Source organism: Streptomyces sp. NPDC090108, from assembly GCF_044747185.1.
Lineage (GTDB): Bacteria > Actinomycetota > Actinomycetes > Streptomycetales > Streptomycetaceae > Streptomyces.
In genome coordinates this window covers 674,489-696,022 of the sequence record NZ_JBIVDQ010000003.1, presented here as the reverse complement: position 1 = coordinate 696,022, position 21,534 = coordinate 674,489, and the positions used below count along the sequence as shown (strand labels likewise).

Genomic DNA, 21,534 nt, shown 5'->3' with positions numbered 1-21,534 from the left:
CGCGGGGGTGACCTGGCATCAGCGGTGTCCGGGCTCCGGTCCGTCCAGAAGCGCCGCCACGCGACGGAGGAGCGACGGGGCCGACGGGTCGTGAAGCTCGCGCCAGCCGGCGAGGGCGTCCAGCTCGGCGCGCAGGGCCGTACTGCCGGAAGACTGGCGCAGGCAGGCCAGACGACGGGAGTAGCGGCGGGCGTACTCGGCCAGGTCCCCGTCGTCCGGGTCCAGGCGTCGCAGAGGCCGCATCCTGACCTGTTCGCCGCGCGGTGGCGGTGGCGGTGGCGGTGGCCGTGGAAGGCCACTCGCGCATCGCGAGGCCCGTCGGACGTCGTCCGCGCGGTGGATGTGAGACTGTGCGCATGACCGCCCAGGAACGCCTCAACCTCATCCTCGACCTCGTCGCGGAGGAGGGAACGGCCCGCATCGAGGACATCGCGGACCGGTTCGGGGTCTCGGCCGCCACCGCTCGCCGGGACTTGAACACCCTCGCCGAGCAGCGGCTCGTCACGCGCACGCACGGGGGTGCGGTGGCCGTGGGCAGCGCCTACGAGCTTCCCCTGCAGTACAAGATCATGCGGAACGCCCCGGCGAAACTCGCCATCGCGGGGCTCGCCGCGGGGCTCGTCGCGCCCGGTGAGGTCGTGGGGCTGACCGGTGGGACGACCACGTCCGAGATCGCGCGGGAACTGGGCCGTGCGCGGCATCTCCAGGCGCCCGCCGGTGAGCGGTCGCTGACCATCGTCACCAACGCGCTGAACATCGCCTACGAGATGGCGATCAGGCCGCAGGTCAAGGTGGTCATGACCGGTGGCGTGGCCCGGGCGCAGTCGTTCGAACTCGTCGGCGACCTCGCGCACTCCACGCTGGCGGGTCTGCTCGTCGACTGGGCCTTCATCGGGGTCGACGGCCTTCACCCCGCCTTCGGCGCGACCACGGCCGACGAGGGGGAGGCGAGCGTCAACAGGCTCCTCGCCAGGCGGGCCAAGAAGGTCGTCGTGGTGGCCGACGCCTCGAAGATGTCGGCCACGGCGTTCGCGCACGTCTGCGACATTGCCGATCTCACGGCGATCGTGACCGAGACGGACCCGCCGTCCGACATCGCGGAGGCGGCCCGGTCCGCGGGCGTCGAGATCCTCGTCGGGGCGGTCGCCGCAGAGGCCGCAGAGGCCTGAACGGGCGCCGCCGCGGGCCGGTGCCGTCCAGTGGGCGGCCGAGGTCCGGCGCCGGGCGCGACCCCACTGCGTGCGGTGCGGCCGCAGGCCGTCGCGGCGCCGACCGGGTCGTACGGAGACGAGCCGGCGAGGCCCGTTGTCAGAGGCGTGTGCCAGAGTCTGCACATGCTCGAGATCGTGGTGGAGACGGAGAACTGGGAGCGCGACGTCCGCGTTTCCGCCGAGGAACTGGCCGGGCTGGTCAGGCGCATCGGTGATGACGGCGACCGGTTCCTGGTGATCCAGCGGATACCCGACCTGCCCGACGTCTTCGCCCAGGTCTGGCACAAGGCCGGTGGCGACTACACGCTGGAGCATCGTGACGGTGCCGCCGACCGGCACTTCCAGGTGATGGTCGACGGGCCCGAGGACGTGATCGCGGCGCTCACCGGCTGGGCCCGCCAGGAGGCCGGCTGGGACGCGGGCCTGACCTGGTCCCCGCTGGACATGGGCCCCGTCTCCGAGGTGCCGCCGCTCGACCTCGACAGTGACGAGCGTGCGGAGTTGGAGCGGCGCGTCCGTGAGGCATTGGTCGGCGGCTACGACTCCCGCGCCGAACTGGCCGAGCTCGCCGAGGAGTACCTGGTCACCAAGGACCGCAGGCCCGTCTCCCGCGAGCAGGCACAGGCGCTGGCCGACCGGATGTGGCTGGAGCGTGTCGCGGAGCAGGCCGCATGGCAGGGCGAGACCGACCCCGAACGGCTCACCCGCGCGTTCGGCGCCCTCCAGGAATCCGGCATCACCGCCCGCGAGAACTTCACCTGCTGCCGCAACTGCGGCCAGTCCGAGATCGGCGGCGAAGGCGGCCCCGACGCCCGCGGCTTCGTCTACTTCCACACCCAGTGCACGGACTCCGCCGCGGCCGGCCAGGGACTGACGCTGCTCTACGGCGGCTTCGACGGCTCCGCCGAGACGACCGTGGCCATCGGCCGCGAGGTCGTGGCCGCCCTCGAAGCGGCCGGCCTCCCCACCGAGTGGGACCAGGATCCCGGCAAGGCCATCACCGTCACCCCGCTGGACTGGCGCCGCCGCCTGATCGGTTAGGGCCGGTCGCGCGCTTGGGGGAGTACGTGCCGGGGCATTCAGCGGCGTCTTCGCGCGGGGCGTCGGCCGTGCGGGCGACAGCAGGGTGCCCGCGGTGCCGATGTACTGACGAGGCATCACTTACGCGTCAGCGCAGAGCCGTCGGGGCCGGGTGCGGCTGTCCACAGCCTCACGTCCTTGCAATGTCTTGAGCGGTTCGCCGATAATCCGAGCAGATTCGCGCAACCCGGTTGGTGAAGACCTGGCAGGACCCGGACCGTGAGGAGTGCTCGTGACGACCTCGACCATCCCCCCAGTCGGCGCCCACATGGCCGCCGAACTCGCCTCCCAGCCCGACCTGTGGGAGCGGGCCGCCGGACTCGCCGAGGCGGCGGCGCTTCCCGCGCACGGTGCGCGGATCGCTGTCGTCGGCTGTGGAACCTCCTGGTTCATGGCGCAGTCGTACGCCTGTCTGCGGGAGAGCGGGGGCTTCGGCGAGACGGACGCGTACGCGGCGTCCGAGGCCTTCACCGACCGCGGCTACGACGCGGTCGTCGCCCTCTCGCGCTCGGGCACCACCACCGAGGTGCTCGACCTGCTCGACCGGGTAGCGGGCCGGATCGCGACCGTGGGCGTGATCGGCGACCCCTCGTCGCCGATGGTGGACGGCGTCGACCGTCCGGTCGTCCTCGATTTCGCGGACGAGCGTTCGGTGGTGCAGACGCGGTTCGCGACGACCGCGCTCGCCCTTCTGCGCGCGTCGCTCGGGGAGAATCTCGAACCCGCGGTCTCCGACGCGCGTGCCGTGCTCGCCCAGGACCTCGATTCCCGCCTCCTCACCGCCGAGCAGTACACGTTCCTGGGACAGGGATGGAGCGTCGGGCTGGCGCACGAGGCCGCGCTGAAGATGCGTGAGGCCTCCCAGTCGTGGACGGAGTCCTACCCGTCGATGGAGTACCGCCACGGGCCGATCGCGATCGCGGCCCCCGGCCGTGTCACCTGGCAGTTCGGCGCTCCCCCCGACGGGCTCGCGGCACAAGTGGCCGCGACAGGAGCGCACTTCGAGACCGGCACCCTGGACCCGATGGCCGAACTCGTGCGCGTGCAGCGCGTCGCCCTCGCACGGGCCCGGGCCGGTGGCCTCGACCCCGATGCCCCCCGCTCGCTCACCCGGTCCGTCGTCCTCGACGCGTGACCCGGCCGCCCGGGGCCGGCGAGGCCGGCCTCGGCCGCGGTGCCGCCGGCCTCGGCGCCGGGCGCCTCGCAGCCCTTTGAGAGGCATCGTCCACCGACCGCGAGGCATCGCCCCGACCGCGAGACATCACCCACCGACCGCGAGGCATCGCCCCCGACCGCTTGGAGTCCGCATGCCCCTCGTCCTCGCCGCCGACCTCGTCCGATCCGCCGCTGTCGCGCGCACGGGGATCGGGGCGTTCAACGTCATCCACCTCGAGACCGCCGAGGCGCTCGTCGCCGCCGCGGAGAACGCGCGCCTGCCCGTGATCCTGCAGATCTCCCAGAACTGCGCCGACTACCACGGCGGCCTCGAACCGATCGGCCTCGCCACCCTGGCCGCCGCCCGCGCCGCGACCGTGCCCGTCGCCGTGCACCTCGACCACGCCGAGCGCGAGGAACTCGTCGACGAGGCGATCACCCTCGGCTTCGGGTCGGTCATGTTCGACGGCGCTGCGCTGCCCTACGACGAGAACGAGGCCGTGACCGCTCGCGTGACGGCGCGCGCCCACGACGCCGGTGTCTTCGTGGAGGGCGAACTCGGCAAGGTCGGCGGCAAGGACGGCGCCCACGCACCCGGCGTGCGCACCGATCCCGGTGAGGCACGTGCCTTCGTCGCCGCCACGGGCGTCGACGCCCTCGCGGTCGCGGTCGGCTCCTCCCACGCCATGTCGACACGCACCGCCGAACTCGACCTGGCCCTCATCGGGCGGCTGCGTTCCGCGCTGGACGTGCCGCTGGTGCTGCACGGCTCGTCCGGTGTGCCGGACGGCACGATCGCCGCGGCGATCCGCGCGGGCATGACGAAGATCAACGTCTCCACGCGTCTCAACGGTCACTTCACCCGTTCGATCCGCGAGGCGCTGGACGCGCAGCCCGACGTGGTCGACTCCCGGCGCTATGTGCGGGCCGGACGCGAGGCCGTCGCGGCCGAGGCCGAGCGGATGCTGTCCCTGTTCGCCGGTACGTCCGGTTCCACGCCGAGGTGAGGGACCCGATCCGGTGAGGGGCTCGGCGCGGCGATCCGTCGCGGTCAGGGGCCCGGCGCGGTCAGGGACTCGACGCGGTGCGGGGCGCGGCGCGGTGAGAGGCCCGGCGAGGTGAGAGGCCCGGCGAGGTGAGGGGCCCGGCCTGGCGTCCGCGTCGTGGGACGCCGCGCCGGGCCGGCCATGTGCGCACCGCCGCACGCATTGAACGCGGGTGAACAGTCGTGCCAGCATCGATACGTGACCTCACTCCAGGGACCCGGCCGGCTCCACGGAGCCGAACGGCGAGAGCGGGACGCGTCGCCGTACCCGGAGCGCTTCCGCGGCGCTCCGGAGCGCAGTCTGCGGATCGGCAGGGTGCTCCGGCACGTGGCCGGCGTCGACCACGTCGACGAGGAGCTTCTCGACCTGATCGGCCGGCGCATGTACGCCCGCGACGAGCCGGGGGCGGCCCTGGTCCACGCCATGCGCGCCCCCGGCTCCGGACGCGTCACCATGGCCCAGTTCGGGAAGGCGCTCGACGAGGGCATCGCGGCCGTCCCCGACGCACCGGCCGCCCTGGCGCGGTTCTTCGCCCAGGTCGACGAGATCCCCGACTGGGTCGATCCCGACCTGATCGAGCGGGGTGCCGGAGTGGTACGGCGACTGGGCCGTACGGCCGCGGACGTCCTGCTGCAACTGTCCCTGATCGGCGGATACCGGTTCGGCGGGCCGGCCGACCTGCTGGCGGAGACGGGCGGCCTGTCGGGTGCGACGGCCATGAGGCGGCTGGGCGAGACGGAGACGTGGACGCATGCCGTCGCCCAGCCGGGCGCGATGCTCCGCCGCGGGGAGGGATTCAGGCTCACCGTCCACGTGCGGGTGATGCACGCGCTGATCAACGACCGCTTCGAACGCAACGGACGCTGGGAAACGGGCCGTTGGGGACTGCCCGTGAATCAGAGCGATCAGGCGGGCACACTGGGCCTGTTCAGCAGCACGCTGCTTCTCGGGGCCCGCTTCCTCGGCCGGCAGGTGAGCGCCGAGGACTCCCTCGCCGTCATGCATCTGTGGAAGTACGTCGGCCATCTCCTGGGCGTCGACGAGGACTGGCTGTTCGACACCGAACGCGAGCAGAACGTCTTCAACTACCACGTGCTCCTCGCCCAGGGCGGTCAGACGCCGGCGGGCGGCGCCCTGGCCGGGGCGCTCGTCCACGGGGAGGGGAACCTGCATCGCGGCCGCCTGAACGCGCTTCGCGCGCGGTACGCACGAGCCCGTCTGCTGAGCATGCTGCGCTACTGGCTCGGCCGGGAAGGCATGGAGGACCTCCGCCTGCCCGTGAGGCTGCCGTGGGCCGTGCCGCCCGTCGTCGCCAAGAACCTCGTCGCCTCACTCGTCCTGGGCCACTCCGAACCCGGCCGCAGACAACTCGACCGCGCGGGTGCCGCGTTCAGACGCAAGCGCGACCGCATGCTCTTCGACGGAGGCCGCCGCGCGATCGGGGCGCTTCCTCTCTGAGGACGACCGCAGTCGCGTCGGCTGTGGCGCCGGGGCGCGGCGGTTCTCGTGGGTCTGGATGAATATGACGGTCCGTCAACAGAGAACTTCGCAGTGTCTAGCGCCGGTTCAGGGAACGCGTGACGCCGGTGACGATCGTGGTCGCGAGGATCCACCCGCAGCCGGTGAGGACGTAGCCGATCCACTGGGTGCCGGGTGTCGGAGTGAACGCCTCTCCCTGTCCGAGGCCGATGACGGGCAGCAGGTGATCGAGAGTGAAGATCACCGGGTTGAAGACCTCGGTGCTTCCCCGCGTGGTGCGGGTGGGATGCCGCACGCCGAAGACGACGGAGCCGAACACCAGCAGCCCCAGCAGCCAGAGGCCCGCACGCATGGGCCGGTATCCGTAGCCGACCGTGGCGTCCTGGACCGCACCCCAGACGCGGGCGTACCGGGGCAGGGTCTTCCGCCGCAGGCGCTCCTTGAGCAGCGAGACGGTGCGTGCGTCGTCGTCATGGCCGAAGGACCGGTAGGAGAGGGCCAGTTGCTCGAACGGCTGCGGGGCGTATCCGGACCCGTCCCGGAGCAGCCACCGTACGCGCTGCCTCGGGGGCAGCGGGTTCTCGAACCGGCCGTAACGCAGACCGTCGAGCCGCAGCTCGTCCGGCCAGGTCCGCGGGGTGTCCCGGATGACGCCCAGCACGGCGTGCCGCAGGTCGACCACGCCTTGCGGAGGCCGGCTCATCCGCAGATCCACCTCCTCCGCCTGGGCGTGCGGCAGGGCGAGCGCGACACCGTCCGGAGCGCTGATCCGCGCGTCCCGCAAGGTGATCCGGCCGTCGACCCTGGCCCCGGAGAGGTCGATGGTCCCTTCCACCGCGCAGTCGTCGTTGAGGTGCAGGCTCGTGCCGACCTCCAGGTGGTACCCGTGCAGCACCCTGCGGCCGGGGTTGCTCAGCCGTGCACCCCAGAAGCGCACGACCCCCTCGACCCTGGCACCCGGAAGACCGATCTCGCCCGAGATCCTGAGCCGGTCGCAGATCATGTCGCCCTCGGCGTGGATCCGTGCGGCTCTGAGCGCCTCGCGTCCGGGATGCGAGAACCGGGCGTCGCTCAGGTCCAGGACGCCGCCGACGCGGGCGCCGCGCAGGTCCACTTCGCCCTCGGCGGTGAATCCGTCGCTCATCCGCACGTCGTCGTCCACCTGCAGCCGGTTGGCGCTCACGGCGGGGCCGTCGGCGTGGGTCAGCCGGCTCCCGGCGAGATCCAGGGAGCCAGTGATGTGGATGCCGTCCAGCTTGAGCAGACCGTCCAGCCGGGACTCACGGACCCTCAACGTGCCGTCGACCGAGGCGTTGGCGGCGTAGAACCGGACGAGGCGGCAGCGCTTCAGGCTGAACTGCCGTGTCCGCGCGCTGTACAGCGTGACCCGGCCCCGGAAGTCGCAGCCGTCCATGGTGACGCGGTACGGGATCTCGGCGTAGTCGAGTTCCAGCGAACCGTCCACGCGCGCACCGTCGAGACGCAACGCGGGGACGTGACCCGGTTCGGCGACGGCGCCGTCCAGGAGCAACCACGTCAACGCGGCTCCCCTGACGACGCGTTCGGGTCCCCAGTCGTCGCTTGTGGCGGGATCGTCGTGCTCCGGATCACCGGTGCGCAGATCCAGCCTCTCGCCGCGCGAGAACGCGTCCCGGACGCGGAGTTCGACCGGAGTCAGATCCTCGGCGCGCACGCTCGCCTCCCCCTGGGGACGTCTCGCCGGGGATGCTACCCACGCGATCCCTGAAACAGGCGGCGTTGCGGAGGAGTTCGGCCGGTCGTCTCGCGCCTGACCGGCCGCCGCCGGTGCGCAGGCGCGTGCGGCTAGCCTTCGGAACACGACCGCCGGCCGACTGCCTTGAGCGACCGGTCCGTCGGGCGGGGGTTTCAGGAGTCAGGACCGCAACGGTCTTCGGGGCGGAGGGACGGGACCGGACATGGGCGACGACGGAGTCGACGATCTGCTGAGGTCGGCGGTACGCGCGGGGAACGCCGAGGCGGTGCGCGATCTGCTGGAGAGAGGTGCCGATCCGGACACCGTGGGCGGGGACGGGCTGCCGGTGCTGTGTCAGGCCGTGGCGGCGTACGACGTGCCGGTCGCGGAGGCGTTGGTCGACGGCGGCGCGGATCCCGACAGCGTGCTGCCGGACGGGACCACGCCGCTGTGGCGTGCCGTCGACGGCGGTTCACCGGCCGTCCTCTCGGCGGTACTGGGCCGCGAACCCCGGCTGCGGATACCCGAACCGGCCCGTGAACGTCTGCTCGCTCTGGCCCGGAGCCGTCACGAGGCGGGCCCCGTCGAGGAGTTGCGGCGCAGGACGGGTGCGTCCGGGCCGGCCACGACCGTCCGGGTGGCGGACGGTGAGCACGGCTGGGTCGAGCAGGTCTCGCTCGGGGGCCTCGCCGTGCGGGCCGGGCACGGGGCCGTCCTGACCTCGCTGGAGTGGGCGTTCCGCGTGCTGACCCCGGTCGGCGAACTGATCGCCCGGGCCGTCGGGCGGCCGGACTCCGCCCACGTCGACTGGACCGCGGTCTGCTGGACCCTCACCGAGCGCCGCAGCTTCGAGACCTGGTCCGCCGTGGTGGCCTTCCGGCACGCCCCCGACCGCGCACGCCGTCTGTTCGTGGCGGACCACCTGAACACGCGAGCACTGCTCGGCCTCCGTCACGGTCACGAGGAGAAGGAGGCCGGACTCCTGGCCTTGTGGGCGGCGGAGGAGACGGACGGGGAGGTACTCGCGAAGGTGCTGGAGGCGTTCGCCGGACATGACCACCCGGACCGGGAAGCCGTCGCCCTTCGCCACGCGGGCCATCCCGACCCGCGGGTACGCCGCGAGGTGCCCGCAGCCCTCGGCGAGGACGAGGGCGCGCGTACCCCTGCCGCCAGGGACGTCCTGCTCACCCTCATGCACGACGCGGACGCCCGGGTCAGACTCGGAGCCTGCGCGGCGTGCTCGCGGGACGACGCCCAGCTCTCCGAGGTCACCCGGACCCTGCTGTCGCTCACCGCCGACACGGACAGCGAAGTGCGGTACGACGCCGCGACGGCGCTGTCCGGCTCCAGGGACCGTACGCCCGCCGTCGCCGACGCCCTGGCCGCGCTGCTCGACGACGACAGCCCGCTCCTGCGCCTGGAGGCCGCCTACGGCCTGGCCCTGCGGGACGACCCGCGCACCGCCGGGGCGATCGAGCGGGTGGGCCCACTGGAGAGGGACTTCGAGGAGGACCACCGGGTCAGGGCGCTTTGGCGGTGGCGGGAGCGGAACCGGCGTCCGCCGGCCGAGTGGACACTGTCCGGCGTGAGCGCCCGCCCCGACGACCCCGCCGGGTGAGGACGGGAAGCGGACACGGGTGGGGGCGCGGGGGAGCGCCGCGACCGGTCCCGGGGTCAGGACCGGTGGGCCGGGCTCGTCCCGCACGCACGGCAGTCCGCCTCACCGCCGGACACGACACGATGGCACGCCGGGCAGCGGGACACCGGCTTCCCCCGCGCCCCGGGGCCGTCAGCCGGTCCCCTTGTCGGTGCAAACGGCGTCCTTGTCCTTGGCCTTCAGCCCCTGCCGGTAGGCGCCGCACGCCAGCGCTTCCTTGGGGCCCTTCTCCGACTGGCGCAGCAGGACCAGGGTCTTGTCGCGCGGCGGCATGTTGCTGCCCTCGCCGTACGACACGTAGCCGGTCGCCCCGTCGAAGGTGATCCCGCTCCTGAGCGCCGTGAGCATGGCGTTGGGGTCGACACCGCCCTGGCCGGACAGAGCCATGTCGGCGGCCCGGGACAGTACGTGGAAGGCGTCGTAGGACACCGCGGAGTGGCCGTCGTCGCGCCAGGGGTCGGCGGCCGCGGGACCGGGCACGAACAGGTCGTACGCCGTGGTGAACTGCTTCGTCTTGTCGTCGGCCTTCTTGTCCGCGGCGGGCAGCCGGTGCGCGGAGTAGTACAGCCGCAGCCAGTTCTTGTCGTTGAACTCGCCGGTGAGGGCCACGTTCGTGAGCTCGTTCCCGCCCAGCATCGTGATGTCCCGGTGCGTACAAGTGCCCTGGGTGTCCAGCGCGTTGACGAAGGCGACGAAGTCACGGGCGCGCGCGGTCCAGTACACGACGGTCGGCGTGGAGCCGCGCAGGGCGTCGCACACCGTGGCGGCGAGATCGTGCGCGCTCTTTACCTTCGGCGTGCCCGCCGGCGCGTCGGTGAAGTCGCCCTCCTGGGAGAAGTTGACGAGCTGCGTGGTGCCGTGGAAATCCCCGAGGAACCTGCTCGCCAGGCTCTTGCTGTACAGATCCGCCGAACTCTGCACGACCACGGCCTGCTTGGCCGGCTCGCAGCCCCCGGAGGCGCGCGCCACGACCGGGGAACCGCTCGCGAAGTTCGCCTCGATCCGTGCCTCGGTGCTGTTGAGCGGGGTGAACGGCCAGTAGTCGGCGCTGACGAGCATCTCGTCGGCGGTGGCGGTGGTGCCGATCACGGGGAGGTCGGCCTTCTCGAGGATCTTCAGGGCGCTGCGGGTCGACTCCTTGCTCTGGGCGAAGCCGAGGACCCCGATCACCTTCTCGTAGTCCTTGCCGTTCTTCTCCGGCGTCCCCTGCGCGACCTGGTCGGCGAGTTCCTGGGCCATCTTCGCGGCGTTCACGAAGTTCTTGCCGGTCGGGCGCACGTCCACCCGGAGCGGTACGCGCGAGTCGTCGGAGACCGCGTCGTCGTTCAGCTTCAGCTGCCACAGGGCGATCCCGCGCAACTCCGGAATGGTCCCGTCGAACAGGGTGTCCGTCTCCGAGGTCGGGGCGTTCGAGGAGAACACGACGACAGTACGGACGGTCTTGTGCTGTGCCGCGAAGCCCTCGGCCCGTTTGTTCTGCGCCCGGATCTCGGCGAGCGTGGCGTCGTACCACTGCTTGGGGTGCAGCGGGAGCGGCGTGTCGTACTTGCTGCCGGCGACCGGCGTGTCACCGGCGACGCACTTGGTGGACACCCGCTCGTGCGGGGTGAGGAGGACTACGCCGGCGAGCCCGGCGAGCCCCACGGCCAGTGCGGTCCCGCCGGCCACACCCGCGGTCACGGCGCGCCCGCCGACGCGGTATGTCGTCGGCGACGTCGGGCGGACGTGCAGACCGTCCCTGGTGAAGGGCTCGTCCCTCAGACGCACCAGGATCGCGTCGGGGCCGGGCTGGTGCAGCAGCCGGCCCGCCTGGGTGAGGCTGCTCCCCGACGGCTCTCCCAGGTCCCGCAGCAGCCCCTCCGACGGCCGGCCGACGGCGATGACCAGGGGGCCCGGGGCGCCGGACGTGTTGTCGCGCTCCCGCTGAAAGGCGCGCAGGAACCGCTCCACCGCCTCGGTCCCCGGCCTTCCCTGACGGGGCAGCGGCACCAGCAGGACGGGGCGTGCGGTACGGCGGCGCCGCATGGGCCGCGTCCGGCCGACCGCGGGAGTTCTCAGGTCCTCCAGCAGGGCGCGCGTGAGCAGCTGTTCCAGGGCGAACAGCGACTCCTTGTGCCGGGGATGGTCCTCCGGCAGCACCAGCCGCGACATCTGCCGGTCGGCGACCTCGTCCATCACGGCGAACAGGGTCTCGGTGTCCCCGGACATCCCCAGCGTCCTGCCGAGCCAGCGCTGCCGGGCCTGCCGGAACAACCGCGGCGACCGCACCAGCCTGCGGGTCTTGCCCCGCTCCCAGCACCATCGGGGGAAGGTCCGGGTGATGCCGTGCCACAGGGAGCCGAGCAGCCAGCCGCGGATCCCGCCCACCGGGGGCGACTCCGCGCCTCCGAGCGCCCAGAGGAACACCTGGAGCCGGCCCTCGCGCCGCTGCCGGCGATGGGTGCGCAACTGCGCGTGCGCGTGGTCGCGCAGGACATCGGCGCCGGGCGCCTGGCGCTCCGGCGCGTGCTCCCTGATGTAACCGATGGAGTCCCAGAGCGGCCAGAAGCCGGGCAGCCGGTCCGGCGTCATGTGCTTGGGCGGGCCGAGCCCCAGTCCCCGGGCCGCCGCCCCGGTGAGCAGGTCGGATCCCTCCTCCGCCGTGGGCAGGGCGTACGGCACCAGCTTCACGTCCTGCTGGCCGCGCAGCGCGCCCTCCAGCGCGCCGATGATCCGCCGTACGCGGATGTCGTACTCGGTGCCCTCGCTCCCGACGTCCAGAATCACCAACGGCGGTGTGTGCGACAGCGATTCGCGTTCGGCGGGCACCACCGCCTGCCGGAACTCCCGGACGAAGTCGTCGGCCCCCTCGTCATCCGGAAAGCCGCTCGGCGCGCGGTGGGGTACGGCCATGGAAGATCCCCCTCAGGTCCCCCGGCGCGGGCCGGGTCGACCGCCCCCGCGCTTTTCGTGCAATGAGGGGGGAGAGTACTGATGGTGTCCGGACCGTCAAGCCATTTCGCGCAAAATGCTCAACCGCACTCCTCTTGTGTCTTTTTACGACGTGACTTGTCACTTCGGGGTTGTCGGCGGCAGGGTCAGGCCCCACCGGTGCCGGCTGTCGGCGCACCGGTCCCACCGGTCCCACCGGTCCCGCCCGTTCCACCGGGCTGCCGGCCCGCGCGCCACTCCAGTGCCTGGGCCTCCTCGGTGAATTCGATCAGATGCTGTCCCGCGAACCGCTGCAGCGCGTCGCGCACCTCCGCCGGGGTCGCGTAGAAGAACTCCTTGCGGCTGTTCACCTGGTTGACCCGCCGGGACGCGAACTGCCGGTGCAGCTCGGTCTCCAGGCCCACCGCGTCCTTGCTGAAGATCAACGCGTGCACGTCGAAGCGGAAGGGCACCGCGGCACCGCTCAACTCGTAGATCCGGTCCTGCGGTTCGAGTCGCCGTGTCATGCCGATCTTCACCATGCGGTCGCCGAAGGCGCCGATGTTCGAGATGACGTACACATAGCCCGTGCGGACGTTCGCCGCGCGGGACTCCACGTCCTGCAGCGCCTCCTCGATCTCGGCCAGCTTGGCCCGCATCTCCTCGACCGCCGCCTCGTCACCGCGCTCGCGCAGGCGGTCGAGCGCCGCCTGGTAGTGCCCGAGTTCCTTGTCGAGCTTCTCCCGCTGCCGGTCGAGCTCCCGCTGTACGGCCGCTTCCTCGCGTTCCCGGGCCCGGGCCTCGCGCTGGGCCTCCTTCTCCTCGTCCTTCTTCCGCTGCCAGTCGGCGGTGAGCTCCAACTCCCGTACCCGCACGTTGTGGTACTCGTCGGTGATGCGGATGTGCATGGTCGCGCCGAGTCTGGCGATCGTCTCGCGGCTCTTGTAGAGGCGGTCGACGAGAGAGGCCAGCCGGTGGGGGCGCATGGTCCGCACCGCGTAGTCGGCCTCGGCGTTGTAGGCGCGGAGCATGAGCTTGGAGAAGTCACGGACCATCTTCCGGCCCTCGCGCTCGGAGCCGTTGACCGTCCAGTCGGTGGCCGCCTGGACGGCCCGTCCCGCGCGGGCCAGCGTCTTGATCTCCTCCTGGAGGGTGCCGATCCGGCTCCGGTAGGCGATCGCGTCGTGCAGCGCGTGCCGGTAGGCGTAGATGCCCGCCTCCTGCAGCATGGCGGTCTCGTCGGCGGTGACGATCCGTGCCTGGAGGCCGGCGAGCCGGCGGTCGGCGTCGAACACGTCCTTGCGGTGGCGTTCGGCCTCCGTGCGCGTCCGCTCGGTCTCCTCCGCCGTGCGGCGCGCGTCGTCCAGGATCTCCTTCGCGGTGTCGCGCGCGTCCTTGAGGATCCCCGCCGCCTCGGCAGCGGCCTCGGAGGACGCCTTCTCGCGCAGCGCCGCCGCCTCGGCCTCGGTCCGTCGTACGAGATCGGCGACCCGCGCGGCATCGAGACCCTGGGTGCCGGTGATCCAGGCCCGCAGCTCCTCGGCCTCGGAGGCGGCATCCGAACGCCGGCGCCCGAAGAGTCCGCCCCTGCGAGGTTGCGGCACGGACGCCGCGTTCCCGGGGTCGGTCGCGGCGTGCGCCGTGGGGGCGCCTGGGGCGATGCCCGCCCCTCGGGTGTCCGTGGCGGGCACGCCCTCCGGGATCCACAGCTGCCATCCCGCCGGGACCGGGGGCCACGACGGATCGGGCCGCCAGTCCGGCGGCGGTGCCCAACCCGCAGGTGGCACGGGCCATCCCGGCGGAGGATTGAAGCGGTACGCGGTCATGTCCCAGCCCCCTCGCCCCTGAGGCGTCTTCCGGTGCACGGGCCGCCGGGCGAACCCGGCGGTGCGCGGAGTGACATTCTGCGGTCGCCCCGTCACAGGGGTCGGCCGCATATGCCTCCTCGTGATCATTTCGTGACCGGGGGAGGGGTGGACGGCGGGTGGCAGGGGGTGGCCGGTGTACGGCTGCGCCACCCGCCACCCGCCACCCGGTGTCACGAGGTGAGGAGCGCCTGCCAGGTGGGTGGACGCACGATGCCGTCGGCCGTGAGTCCGTGGCCGCTCTGGAACGACCGCAGGGCGGAGGCCGTGAGGGTGCCGAAGACGCCGTCCACGGCCAGAGCCGCCCCGTGCGCCTTCAACTGGCTCTGGACCGCCGACACCGCCGCCCCGGTGCCGCCCTGCTGCACCGTGAGGACCAGCGCCTGCCAGGTGGAGGCGCCGGCGACGCCGTCGGCGGGCAGGGCGATCCGGGTCTGGAAGGAACGCAGGGCCGTCGCGGTCGCCGTACCGAAGACGCCGTCCACGGTCAGGCTCGCGCCCCGGGCGTTCAGCAGGTACTGGAGCGTCCTGACCCGCTCGCCGCTCTGTCCCTGCTGGACCACGGGCCAGCAGGCGCCGGGGAGCGGGGTGCCGGCGGCGGACGGGAGGGTGAAGGGTGCGGGGATGAGCAGCTGGGTGTTGCGGAGTTCGGGGCTGCCGCGGCGGATGTCGATTCCCCGGGCCACCTCCTGCGGGTCGTTGGCGGCGAGTTCCCGCGCCAGGGAGGCGAGCGCACCGGGAGTGCCGGTGTCGCCGCCCGCCGACAGCGGAGCGTCTACGTCGACCATGGTGGTGAAGACGGACAGCAGGCCGCCGCCCTCGGCGATCTCCAGGACGCGGCTCTGGATCGGCCAGTCGATGTGCGAGGCGGTGTTCACCTCCCAGAAGCCCTTGCCGAGGGTGGAGGGGAACGCGGGCGCGTGCGGGGTGATGTCGTTGGCGTGGGTGTGGCCGTCGACCATGAGGATCACGTTGGGGAAGCGGAGCAGCAGATCGCGCAGGTCGTCGCCGTCGTACGGGTGGTCGTCGTCCGTGTTGCCCATCGAGGCGATGGTGTGATGGCAGAAGACGACGAACAGCTTGTCCGTGACGCCGGGTTGAGTGACGACCGTGCGCGGCCGGGTGCCGTCGGAGTCGTCGAGTTCGTACCGGGAGCTGTTGGCCTTCAGCTGGTTCTGGAGCCAGTTCCACTGGTCCTGGTCGAGCGCGCCGTCGGCGCCCCCGCTCTCGTTGGTGGTGTCCAGGACCAGGAACCTGACGAGGTCGTTCGCTCCGGACGGTATCGCGTAGTACGCCTTGTCGCTGCCGGAGGAGAATCCGTGGCCGGCCGGCAGCCCGGTGGTGCTGAAGTGCTCGGCGATGAACTCCTGCCGGGACAGCAGCCGGCGGCCCGCGTCCTTCGTCACCGTGGAGGTCTTGAGGGTGAAGTCCCCCGTGATGATGTCCTCGAGAAACTCGATGTAGTACGACGGGTCCGTGTAGTCGAAGACGTCCGGAACGCCGGTCACCTGCGTCAGCTTGGTCGAACCGGTGGCGATGCTCTTGAGCGGGTCGAAGGGCAGCGCGTCGGGCGGGATGTTGCCCTGCACCATCGCGTCGTGGTTGCCGAAGGCGGCGTACCACGGCATGCCGAGGCCGGTGGCGGTGTACGGTCCGCGGGCCGAGGCCAGCAGTCCGGGGACCACCGGGAAGCCCTTGAGGTCGTTGTTGTCCGGCGGGTTCTGACGCGCCTCGGGATGCCAGTAGTTGACGTCCGGACCGAACGCGCCGCTCGACACGCTCTCGTCCTTGGTGAGGTCGCCGGAGTCGGGGCGGACCGTGCTGCCGTCGAGGAGGCCGATGTACCAACGCGTCTCGTTGTACTGGCAGTTGTCGACCGCGTCACCGGTGACCACGGTGAAGGCCAGCGGTGCGCCGGTGCGCGGGCCCCGGCCGACCGCTCTGAGGGCCCGGCACATCGCGTCGGTGGAGTGCGTCGACAGGAACTCGTGGGCCCGGTAGGCGGACGCGGTCGGGTAGGAGTTGTAGTGCGGGGCGCCGAAGTCCGCGAGCCGGTCGAGGCACTCCACGCGCAGGGGTGACTGGTCGTCGACGATGTGCAGGTCCGACATCTGCGCGAACGCGGTCAGCGACCGGGTGACCTGGGCGGTCGCGGACCCCGCGAGATCCCGGCGGACGATGTGGGGCTCGCCGGGGCCCGCGACGATGCCGTGGTAGCCCTCGCCCAGGTCCGGCCCGCGCTGCACGGTCACGTCCGCGGTGGTGAGGCCGAAGGCGGAACCGGAAGTCGCGGCGGTCTGGCCCGCGGCTGCCATGGGGGCGGCGTTTGCGGTGGTGCGCGGTCCGCCGACGTCGATGGCCGCGGCGACCACGCTGGTGGCTGCTGCCATGAGGAGTCTTCGCCGGGAGAGAGTCATGTCGTGTCCCGTTCAATTCGAGGGTGGGGGCGGGGTGGGTCCGGGGAGTGGGTTCGAGGGTCGTGCGGGTGCGGGTGCGGGTGCGGGGTCGTGTGCGTGTGCGTGAGGCTGGGCGGTGGGTTCAGCTCGGGCGGCGGTGGGCGCGTCGGCCCGGGTCGCCGAGGGAGCTGTGCTGGCCGCCGGTGCGCCGGGTCGCCGGAGGCGGTGCGTTGCGCGGTTCGCCCGGAGCGGCTGAAGCGCCTGCGGCAGTGGCGCTGTGCCGCAGGGCGGCCGGGGCATGAGGGCGGGGCCGCCCGGCGCGAGAGGGGCCGGACACGAGCGCTGCGGACCGTGGCACAGGCCGGTACGGCACTGGATCTCCCCTGGGCCGAGCTGAAGCGTGGGTGGTCAGGACGGCCGGCGTCCTGTTCCCGATCACCGGCCGCGAACCTCGCCAAGAGTGGGGTACGGGAGCCGGGTGCGGCAAGAGGCGGGGCGCGGCCCCCTGGACTCGCCTTGAGCGCTCACCTGGTCCAGACCCGCCCGAACTCCTCGGCGGTGATGGCCTCCAGCGGGTCCACGTCGGGTTCGACGGCCTGGTCCGTCAGGCCGCCGTGCCGGTCTTCCAGATGGGCCCAGCTGTACCTGTGGAGGCTGCCGGTCGCGGTGAGTTCGGCCTGTTTGACGACGATCAGCTCGTCGCCGTCGGGTACGGCCTCGACGAACCAGAGGCCGCCCTCCTCATCGGCGTGACGGAAGTGCAGCCGCACGGTGGCACTTTCGTCCAGTGCCCGGTAGTAGGCCGCGGTCTCTGCTGCGATGCGGGCAAGGTCCACGAGGTCATCCTGTCATCGACTTCCGTCCGTGCTCCGGTCGCCGCGTCACCGTCGCGGCGGTGTGCTGCGTCGGCCTGTCACGGGCCCGAGTTCCTGCGGGACCGGGTGCCGCGAATATCAGGCTCCTTGGTCCCGGGCCGCTGGATGAAACCCGTACTGGGACGAAAGCCGAACTCCGTGTCGAAACGGCCCCAGACCTGGTGGTACTCACCCTCCTGCAACTCTGCCAAGGGGCGTTCCACCGCCACCCGCTCCTCTCCGCCGTCACGGCACCGCACCAGTGAGGGCTGTACGTCACCATCCCGACTCCGCCTGCGAAAGCGGTTTGTGGACCGGTGCCATGATGACCTCATGGAGAGGTCCCGCCCGTCCGCCCACCGCCGCATGTTGATCGAGTCCGTGGTGCTGGTCGCGGCGGCTCCCTCGGTCCAGATGGCGTGGCTGCACCAGGCCGGCGTGGAGCCGGACGAGATCGCCCTGTACTTCGACGACGCGTTCCGGCTCGCCGAGCGGCTCGTCGAGGACGGGCAGATCGGTCAAGGAGCGCTGGCCTTGCTGCGGATGATCGACGAAGTCTTCGACGGGATGACCCAGGACACGGGCGCCGACAGGTGGTCGGGGGAGGCACTGTCCACCGACGCGGGGTGGGAACGCGCACGTGAGCTGGCGTGCGAAGTCCTCATCGTGACGCGGGTGGAGGCTCATCAGGAAGACACGGATCCTGTGGAGGCTGGACCAGACGCTCTCTCGCCCGCTGCGTGGGCGGTCTCCGAACCAGGAGCCCGGAAGCCATAGGCCGGAGCGCGGAAGCGGGAACCCTCATCCGGCGGAGGACCCGGCCGGGCTGCGGCGGGCGGATGTTGTTCTTCCTTCTCCGCCTGATCGCGGTCAACTATGTTGATCACCGACGCCGTTCGACGATCGGCCGTACCGGCAACCGACGTGGGGACTCTCGTATGCCACTCATCTCGCTGGTCCGTCACGGACAGGCGTCGTTCGGGGCGGAGGACTACGACGTGCTGTCCGCCCTGGGGCGGGAGCAGGCCCAGGCCGTCGGCCGCGAGCTCGGGCGGCGTGGTCTGCGCGAACCGCATCTCGTCACCGGCACCCTCAACCGCCAGCGCGACACGGCCCGGCTCCTCGCGGAGACGGCCGGGTTCAAGGGGACCCCGCAGGAGGACCCGCGCTGGAACGAGTACGACCACGTCGCCGTACTGGCCCGCTACACCGCACCGGACCCCGAGGCGCAGGCGGACTCACGCGCCGTCCAGGGCCTGCTCGACGAGGCGCTGGAGAAGTGGATCACGGACCCGGACGCGGACGGCTCCGCCGGCTGGGCGGCCTTCGCGAACGGGACCTCGGCCGCGCTGGCCGAGCTGTCCGCCGCGCTCGGACAGGGGCGTGACGCGGTCGTCGTCACCTCGGGCGGTGTCCTCGCCGCGCTCTGCGGTGCCCTGCTGTCGCTCCCGGCCGCCGGAGTCGTCGCCCTCAACCGGGTCACGGTCAACGCGGCCGTCACCACGCTCGTCGTCGGTGGTTCCGGCACCAGCCTGCTGACCTTCAACGACCACGCCCACTTCACCGGCGACCGGCGCCGGCTGCTCACCTACCGCTGACCCCACCGGGGGGAGGGGCCGGAGCCCGGATCGACGCAAGGGGCGCGAGCGCCGGGAGTCAACCGGGAGTCGTACGCTTCGGGACGCGCCGGAAGGCGACGCCCGCCGAAGGGAGACCGCGTGGAAGACGAGAAGCAGTACGAACAGGCCGACGCCGACGTGCGGAAGCGGATCCTGGAGAGCTTCGAGCGGCAGGGTCTGATGAGTCATCTCGGCGCACGGATCACCCACATCGCCCCCGGACGCGTGCGGATCGTGCTCCCTCACCGGCCCGAAGTGACCCAGCAGAACGGCTACTTCCACGCCGGAGCCACCAGCGCCGTCGCGGACAGCGCCGGCGGCTACGCCGCCTTCACCCTGTTCCCCGAGGACACGGACGTCCTCACCGTCGAGTACAAGATCAACCTTCTCGCGCCGGCCGTGGGTGACCGCATCGAGGCGGTCGGAACCGTCGTGAAGTCCGGACGGACCCTGACCGTCTGCCAGTTGGAGGTGTTCGGCGTCCAGGACGACCGGCACACGCTCGTTGCAGCCGGACAGCAGACGCTCATCCGCGTCAACAGGACCGAACGGTGAGCCCGCAGCCGCAGCCGCAGCCGCCGCAATCGCTGCCGTCCTGGCTGACCTGGCGGGAGAGGCCGTTCCCCGACGCCAACCTCCTTCTGCTGCACGGCAGCCGACCGGCGCTGGTCGACAGCGGGTTCGTGGGCCACGCCGAACTGACGGCGGAGTGGGCGCACGCGCAGGCCGGGCCCGTCGGCCTGGTGGTGAACACGCACTGGCACTCCGACCACGTCGGCGGCAACGCGCTCCTCAGGGCGAGGGGCGCCGCCGTCGCCGCGGGCGCCCCGGAGGCCGAGGCCGTCGCCCGCAGGGACCCGGGCTGCTGCGCCGCGGAGTACCTCGACCAGCCCGTCGCCCCGTACACGGTCGACATCCCGCTCGACGACGGCCAGATCCTGCGGCTCGGTGACACCGACTGGGAGGTCGTACGCACCCCGGGCCACACTCCCGGTCACCTGGCGCTGTGGCAGCCCGAGGAGCGGATCCTCGTGGCCGGGGACGCGCTGTCGGACTACGACGTGGGCTGGGTCGACCTTGCTCTGGACGGCCCCGACGCCGCCGGCACGGCCCTCGCCTCCCTGAAACGGATCGCCGACCTCGACCCCCGGGTGATCCTTCCCTCCCACGGTCCGATCCCCGCCGACCCCCGCGCGGCCTTCTCCGCGGCGCTGCGCCGCGCCCAGCGCCTGGTCGACGACCCGGAGGGGGCCGTCTGGTACGGGGCCCGCAGGATCTTCGCCTTCGCCCTGATGATCCGTGATGGGATCCCGGCGGGCGAGGCCGAGACGTACCTTCACGCGCGAGCGTGGCTGACGGACGCGGCACGGCTGCTGGGCCGCACCCCCGAGACACTCGCCGCCGAGCTGATCGGCACGATGCTCGGGAGCGGCGCCGTCGTCCTGAGTGACGGACGACTGCACGCGGCCGCCGCGCACACCCCGGTCACCCCGGATGCGCTGCGCGTCCCGTACCCCCGCGACTGGCCGGCACCGGATCCGCGCTGACCGGACGCGGTAATCTCGCCCGCTGCCCGCTGCCCGCTGCCCGCTGCCCGCTGCCCGCTGCCCGCTGCCCGCTGCCCGCTGCCCGCTGCCCGCTGCCCGCTGCCCGCTGCCCCGCCGACCGTCGTCGGGTCGTCGCCGCCGATCGTGCCGCCCCCCGGCCCCGCCCCCCGGGCCCCGCGCCGCACCCGGTCATCCGGCGCGCCGGGTCCGGCGGCCCGGGTGTCCGGCCCGAGAAAGGGACCGGCGTCGGGCCCGAGAAAGCGACCGGCGTCCGGCGCGAGAAGCGACCGGTGTCCGGCGCGAGAATGGGGGAGGGGGGAGCGGAAGGAGCGCTCCTATGGAACGCGAGACGGTCGTCGCCCGGCTGCTCGGCGAGTTCGGGCGGACCTACGCCGAGGAGGCGGGGATCACGCTCCGGGACGAGCCGGCTCCCCTCTATCAGCTCCTCGTGATGACCGTCCTGTGCTCCACCCGGATCAAGGCGGAGGTGGCGACGTCCGCGGCCAGGGAACTGTTCGGAGCCGGACTGCGCACACCCCGCGCGATGGCGGGGTCGACCCACCGGGAGCGCGTGGTGCTCCTCGGCCGCGCGCACTACGTCCGGTACGACGAGAGCACCGCGACCGCGCTGGGCGACGGGGCGGAACTGGTGATCGGCAAGTACCACGGCGACCTCAGGAAACTCCGCGAACAGGCCTCGGGCGACGTGCCACGCCTGTGCGAGCTGCTGCGGGAGATGCCCCGGATCGGCCCGGTGGGCGCGGACATCTTCTGCCGCGAGGTCCAGGCGGTCTGGCCCGAGGTGCGTCCGTTCTTCGGTGAACGGGCGTGTACGACCGCCGCCGGACTCGGTCTCCCGCACACCCCGCGGGGTCTTGCCGCGCTCGTGCCGGGAGACGACATCGCCCGGTTCGCCGCGGCTCTCGTGCGGGTCGGTCTGTCCAAGGGAGGGGTCGAGGAGTTGCGAGAGGAGTAGGCGATGGGACTTCCGTCCTTTCCTG

Annotated in this window: 17 protein-coding genes; 11 read left to right on the top strand and 6 right to left on the bottom strand. The window is 72.2% G+C overall.

Annotated features, from left to right (window positions below; genetic code table 11):
* Positions 1-18: 18 nt before the first annotated feature.
* Positions 19-243, bottom strand: a complete 225-nt coding sequence (locus tag ACIPRD_RS13275; RefSeq protein ID WP_401562710.1) for a hypothetical protein — start codon at positions 241-243, stop codon at positions 19-21.
* Between the two features lie 113 nt (positions 244-356).
* On the opposite strand from ACIPRD_RS13275, the gene ACIPRD_RS13270 reads away from it, so the two are divergent.
* The 5 genes from ACIPRD_RS13270 to ACIPRD_RS13250 all read left to right on the top strand — a co-directional run bounded on the left by ACIPRD_RS13270 (position 357) and on the right by ACIPRD_RS13250 (position 5,950).
* Complete coding sequence (locus ACIPRD_RS13270) at positions 357-1,169, top strand: DeoR/GlpR family DNA-binding transcription regulator (RefSeq protein ID WP_401562709.1); 813 nt, start codon at positions 357-359, stop codon at positions 1,167-1,169.
* Positions 1,170-1,334: 165 nt separating this feature from the next.
* Positions 1,335-2,252 (top strand): DUF6891 domain-containing protein, encoded by a 918-nt coding sequence (locus tag ACIPRD_RS13265; protein WP_401562707.1) that lies wholly within the window; start codon positions 1,335-1,337, stop codon positions 2,250-2,252.
* A 307-nt stretch (positions 2,253-2,559) separates the two neighbouring features.
* Positions 2,560-3,426, top strand: coding sequence for an SIS domain-containing protein (locus ACIPRD_RS13260; protein ID WP_401563180.1), 867 nt, complete (start codon positions 2,560-2,562; stop codon positions 3,424-3,426).
* Positions 3,427-3,598: 172 nt separating this feature from the next.
* Positions 3,599-4,453: a ketose-bisphosphate aldolase gene (locus tag ACIPRD_RS13255; protein WP_401562705.1), complete on the top strand. Its 855-nt coding sequence runs from the start codon at positions 3,599-3,601 to the stop codon at positions 4,451-4,453.
* A gap of 237 nt (positions 4,454-4,690) precedes the next feature.
* Positions 4,691-5,950 (top strand): oxygenase MpaB family protein, encoded by a 1,260-nt coding sequence (locus ACIPRD_RS13250; RefSeq protein ID WP_401562704.1) that lies wholly within the window; start codon positions 4,691-4,693, stop codon positions 5,948-5,950.
* Between the two features lie 97 nt (positions 5,951-6,047).
* On the opposite strand, the gene ACIPRD_RS13245 is transcribed toward ACIPRD_RS13250, so the two are convergent.
* A complete protein-coding gene (locus ACIPRD_RS13245) occupies positions 6,048-7,664 on the bottom strand; it encodes a hypothetical protein (protein ID WP_401562703.1) in 1,617 nt (538 codons plus the stop codon).
* Positions 7,665-7,908: 244 nt separating this feature from the next.
* On the opposite strand from ACIPRD_RS13245, the gene ACIPRD_RS13240 reads away from it, so the two are divergent.
* Positions 7,909-9,303 carry a HEAT repeat domain-containing protein gene (locus tag ACIPRD_RS13240; RefSeq protein WP_401562702.1) on the top strand — a complete coding sequence of 465 codons (1,395 nt, stop codon included), beginning with the start codon at positions 7,909-7,911 and terminating at the stop codon, positions 9,301-9,303.
* A 171-nt stretch (positions 9,304-9,474) separates the two neighbouring features.
* On the opposite strand, the gene ACIPRD_RS13235 is transcribed toward ACIPRD_RS13240, so the two are convergent.
* From ACIPRD_RS13235 to ACIPRD_RS13220, 4 genes are all read right to left on the bottom strand, one after another.
* Positions 9,475-12,234: an ABC transporter substrate-binding protein gene (locus ACIPRD_RS13235; RefSeq protein WP_401562700.1), complete on the bottom strand. Its 2,760-nt coding sequence runs from the start codon at positions 12,232-12,234 to the stop codon at positions 9,475-9,477.
* A gap of 185 nt (positions 12,235-12,419) precedes the next feature.
* On the bottom strand, positions 12,420-13,943 hold the full coding sequence (locus tag ACIPRD_RS13230) for a DUF4041 domain-containing protein (protein WP_401562698.1): 1,524 nt from the start codon (positions 13,941-13,943) through the stop codon (positions 12,420-12,422).
* A 347-nt stretch (positions 13,944-14,290) separates the two neighbouring features.
* Positions 14,291-16,507, bottom strand: a complete 2,217-nt coding sequence (locus ACIPRD_RS13225; RefSeq protein WP_401562696.1) for a TIGR03767 family metallophosphoesterase — start codon at positions 16,505-16,507, stop codon at positions 14,291-14,293.
* Between the two features lie 530 nt (positions 16,508-17,037).
* Complete coding sequence (locus ACIPRD_RS13220; RefSeq protein ID WP_401562695.1) at positions 17,038-17,349, bottom strand: hypothetical protein; 312 nt, start codon at positions 17,347-17,349, stop codon at positions 17,038-17,040.
* Positions 17,350-17,700: 351 nt separating this feature from the next.
* Between ACIPRD_RS13220 and ACIPRD_RS13215 the strand changes: the two genes are divergently transcribed.
* The 5 genes from ACIPRD_RS13215 (at position 17,701) to ACIPRD_RS13195 (ending at position 21,509) form a co-directional block, all read left to right on the top strand.
* A complete protein-coding gene (locus ACIPRD_RS13215; RefSeq protein ID WP_401562693.1) occupies positions 17,701-18,144 on the top strand; it encodes a hypothetical protein in 444 nt (147 codons plus the stop codon).
* 161 nt (positions 18,145-18,305) lie between these two features.
* The gene (locus tag ACIPRD_RS13210; protein WP_401562691.1) at positions 18,306-18,965 is read left to right on the top strand and encodes a histidine phosphatase family protein; all 660 of its coding nucleotides are present in this window, start codon (positions 18,306-18,308) and stop codon (positions 18,963-18,965) included.
* Positions 18,966-19,085: 120 nt separating this feature from the next.
* Positions 19,086-19,541, top strand: a complete 456-nt coding sequence (locus ACIPRD_RS13205) for a PaaI family thioesterase (RefSeq protein WP_401562689.1) — start codon at positions 19,086-19,088, stop codon at positions 19,539-19,541.
* Positions 19,538-20,533, top strand: coding sequence for an MBL fold metallo-hydrolase (locus ACIPRD_RS13200; protein ID WP_401562687.1), 996 nt, complete (start codon positions 19,538-19,540; stop codon positions 20,531-20,533). Before ACIPRD_RS13205 ends, ACIPRD_RS13200 begins: the two co-directional genes overlap by 4 nt.
* Positions 20,534-20,870: 337 nt before the next feature.
* Positions 20,871-21,509, top strand: coding sequence for an endonuclease (locus ACIPRD_RS13195; protein ID WP_401562686.1), 639 nt, complete (start codon positions 20,871-20,873; stop codon positions 21,507-21,509).
* The last annotated feature ends 25 nt before the right edge of the window (positions 21,510-21,534 follow it).

Bases quoted from the DNA above. Each gene is read 5' to 3' on its own strand.
- ACIPRD_RS13215 (WP_401562693.1), top strand. From the start codon at position 17,701: ATGGAGAGGTCCCGCCCGTCCGCCCACCGCCGCATGTTGATCGAGTCC.
- ACIPRD_RS13255 (WP_401562705.1), top strand. From the start codon at position 3,599: ATGCCCCTCGTCCTCGCCGCCGACCTCGTCCGATCCGCCGCTGTCGCG.
- ACIPRD_RS13265 (WP_401562707.1), top strand. From the start codon at position 1,335: ATGCTCGAGATCGTGGTGGAGACGGAGAACTGGGAGCGCGACGTCCGC.
- ACIPRD_RS13195 (WP_401562686.1), top strand. From the start codon at position 20,871: ATGGAACGCGAGACGGTCGTCGCCCGGCTGCTCGGCGAGTTCGGGCGG.
- ACIPRD_RS13275 (WP_401562710.1), bottom strand. From the start codon at position 243: ATGCGGCCTCTGCGACGCCTGGACCCGGACGACGGGGACCTGGCCGAG.
- ACIPRD_RS13260 (WP_401563180.1), top strand. From the start codon at position 2,560: ATGGCCGCCGAACTCGCCTCCCAGCCCGACCTGTGGGAGCGGGCCGCC.
- ACIPRD_RS13240 (WP_401562702.1), top strand. From the start codon at position 7,909: ATGGGCGACGACGGAGTCGACGATCTGCTGAGGTCGGCGGTACGCGCG.
- ACIPRD_RS13270 (WP_401562709.1), top strand. From the start codon at position 357: ATGACCGCCCAGGAACGCCTCAACCTCATCCTCGACCTCGTCGCGGAG.
- ACIPRD_RS13235 (WP_401562700.1), bottom strand. From the start codon at position 12,234: ATGGCCGTACCCCACCGCGCGCCGAGCGGCTTTCCGGATGACGAGGGG.
- ACIPRD_RS13210 (WP_401562691.1), top strand. From the start codon at position 18,306: ATGCCACTCATCTCGCTGGTCCGTCACGGACAGGCGTCGTTCGGGGCG.
- ACIPRD_RS13225 (WP_401562696.1), bottom strand. From the start codon at position 16,507: ATGGCAGCAGCCACCAGCGTGGTCGCCGCGGCCATCGACGTCGGCGGA.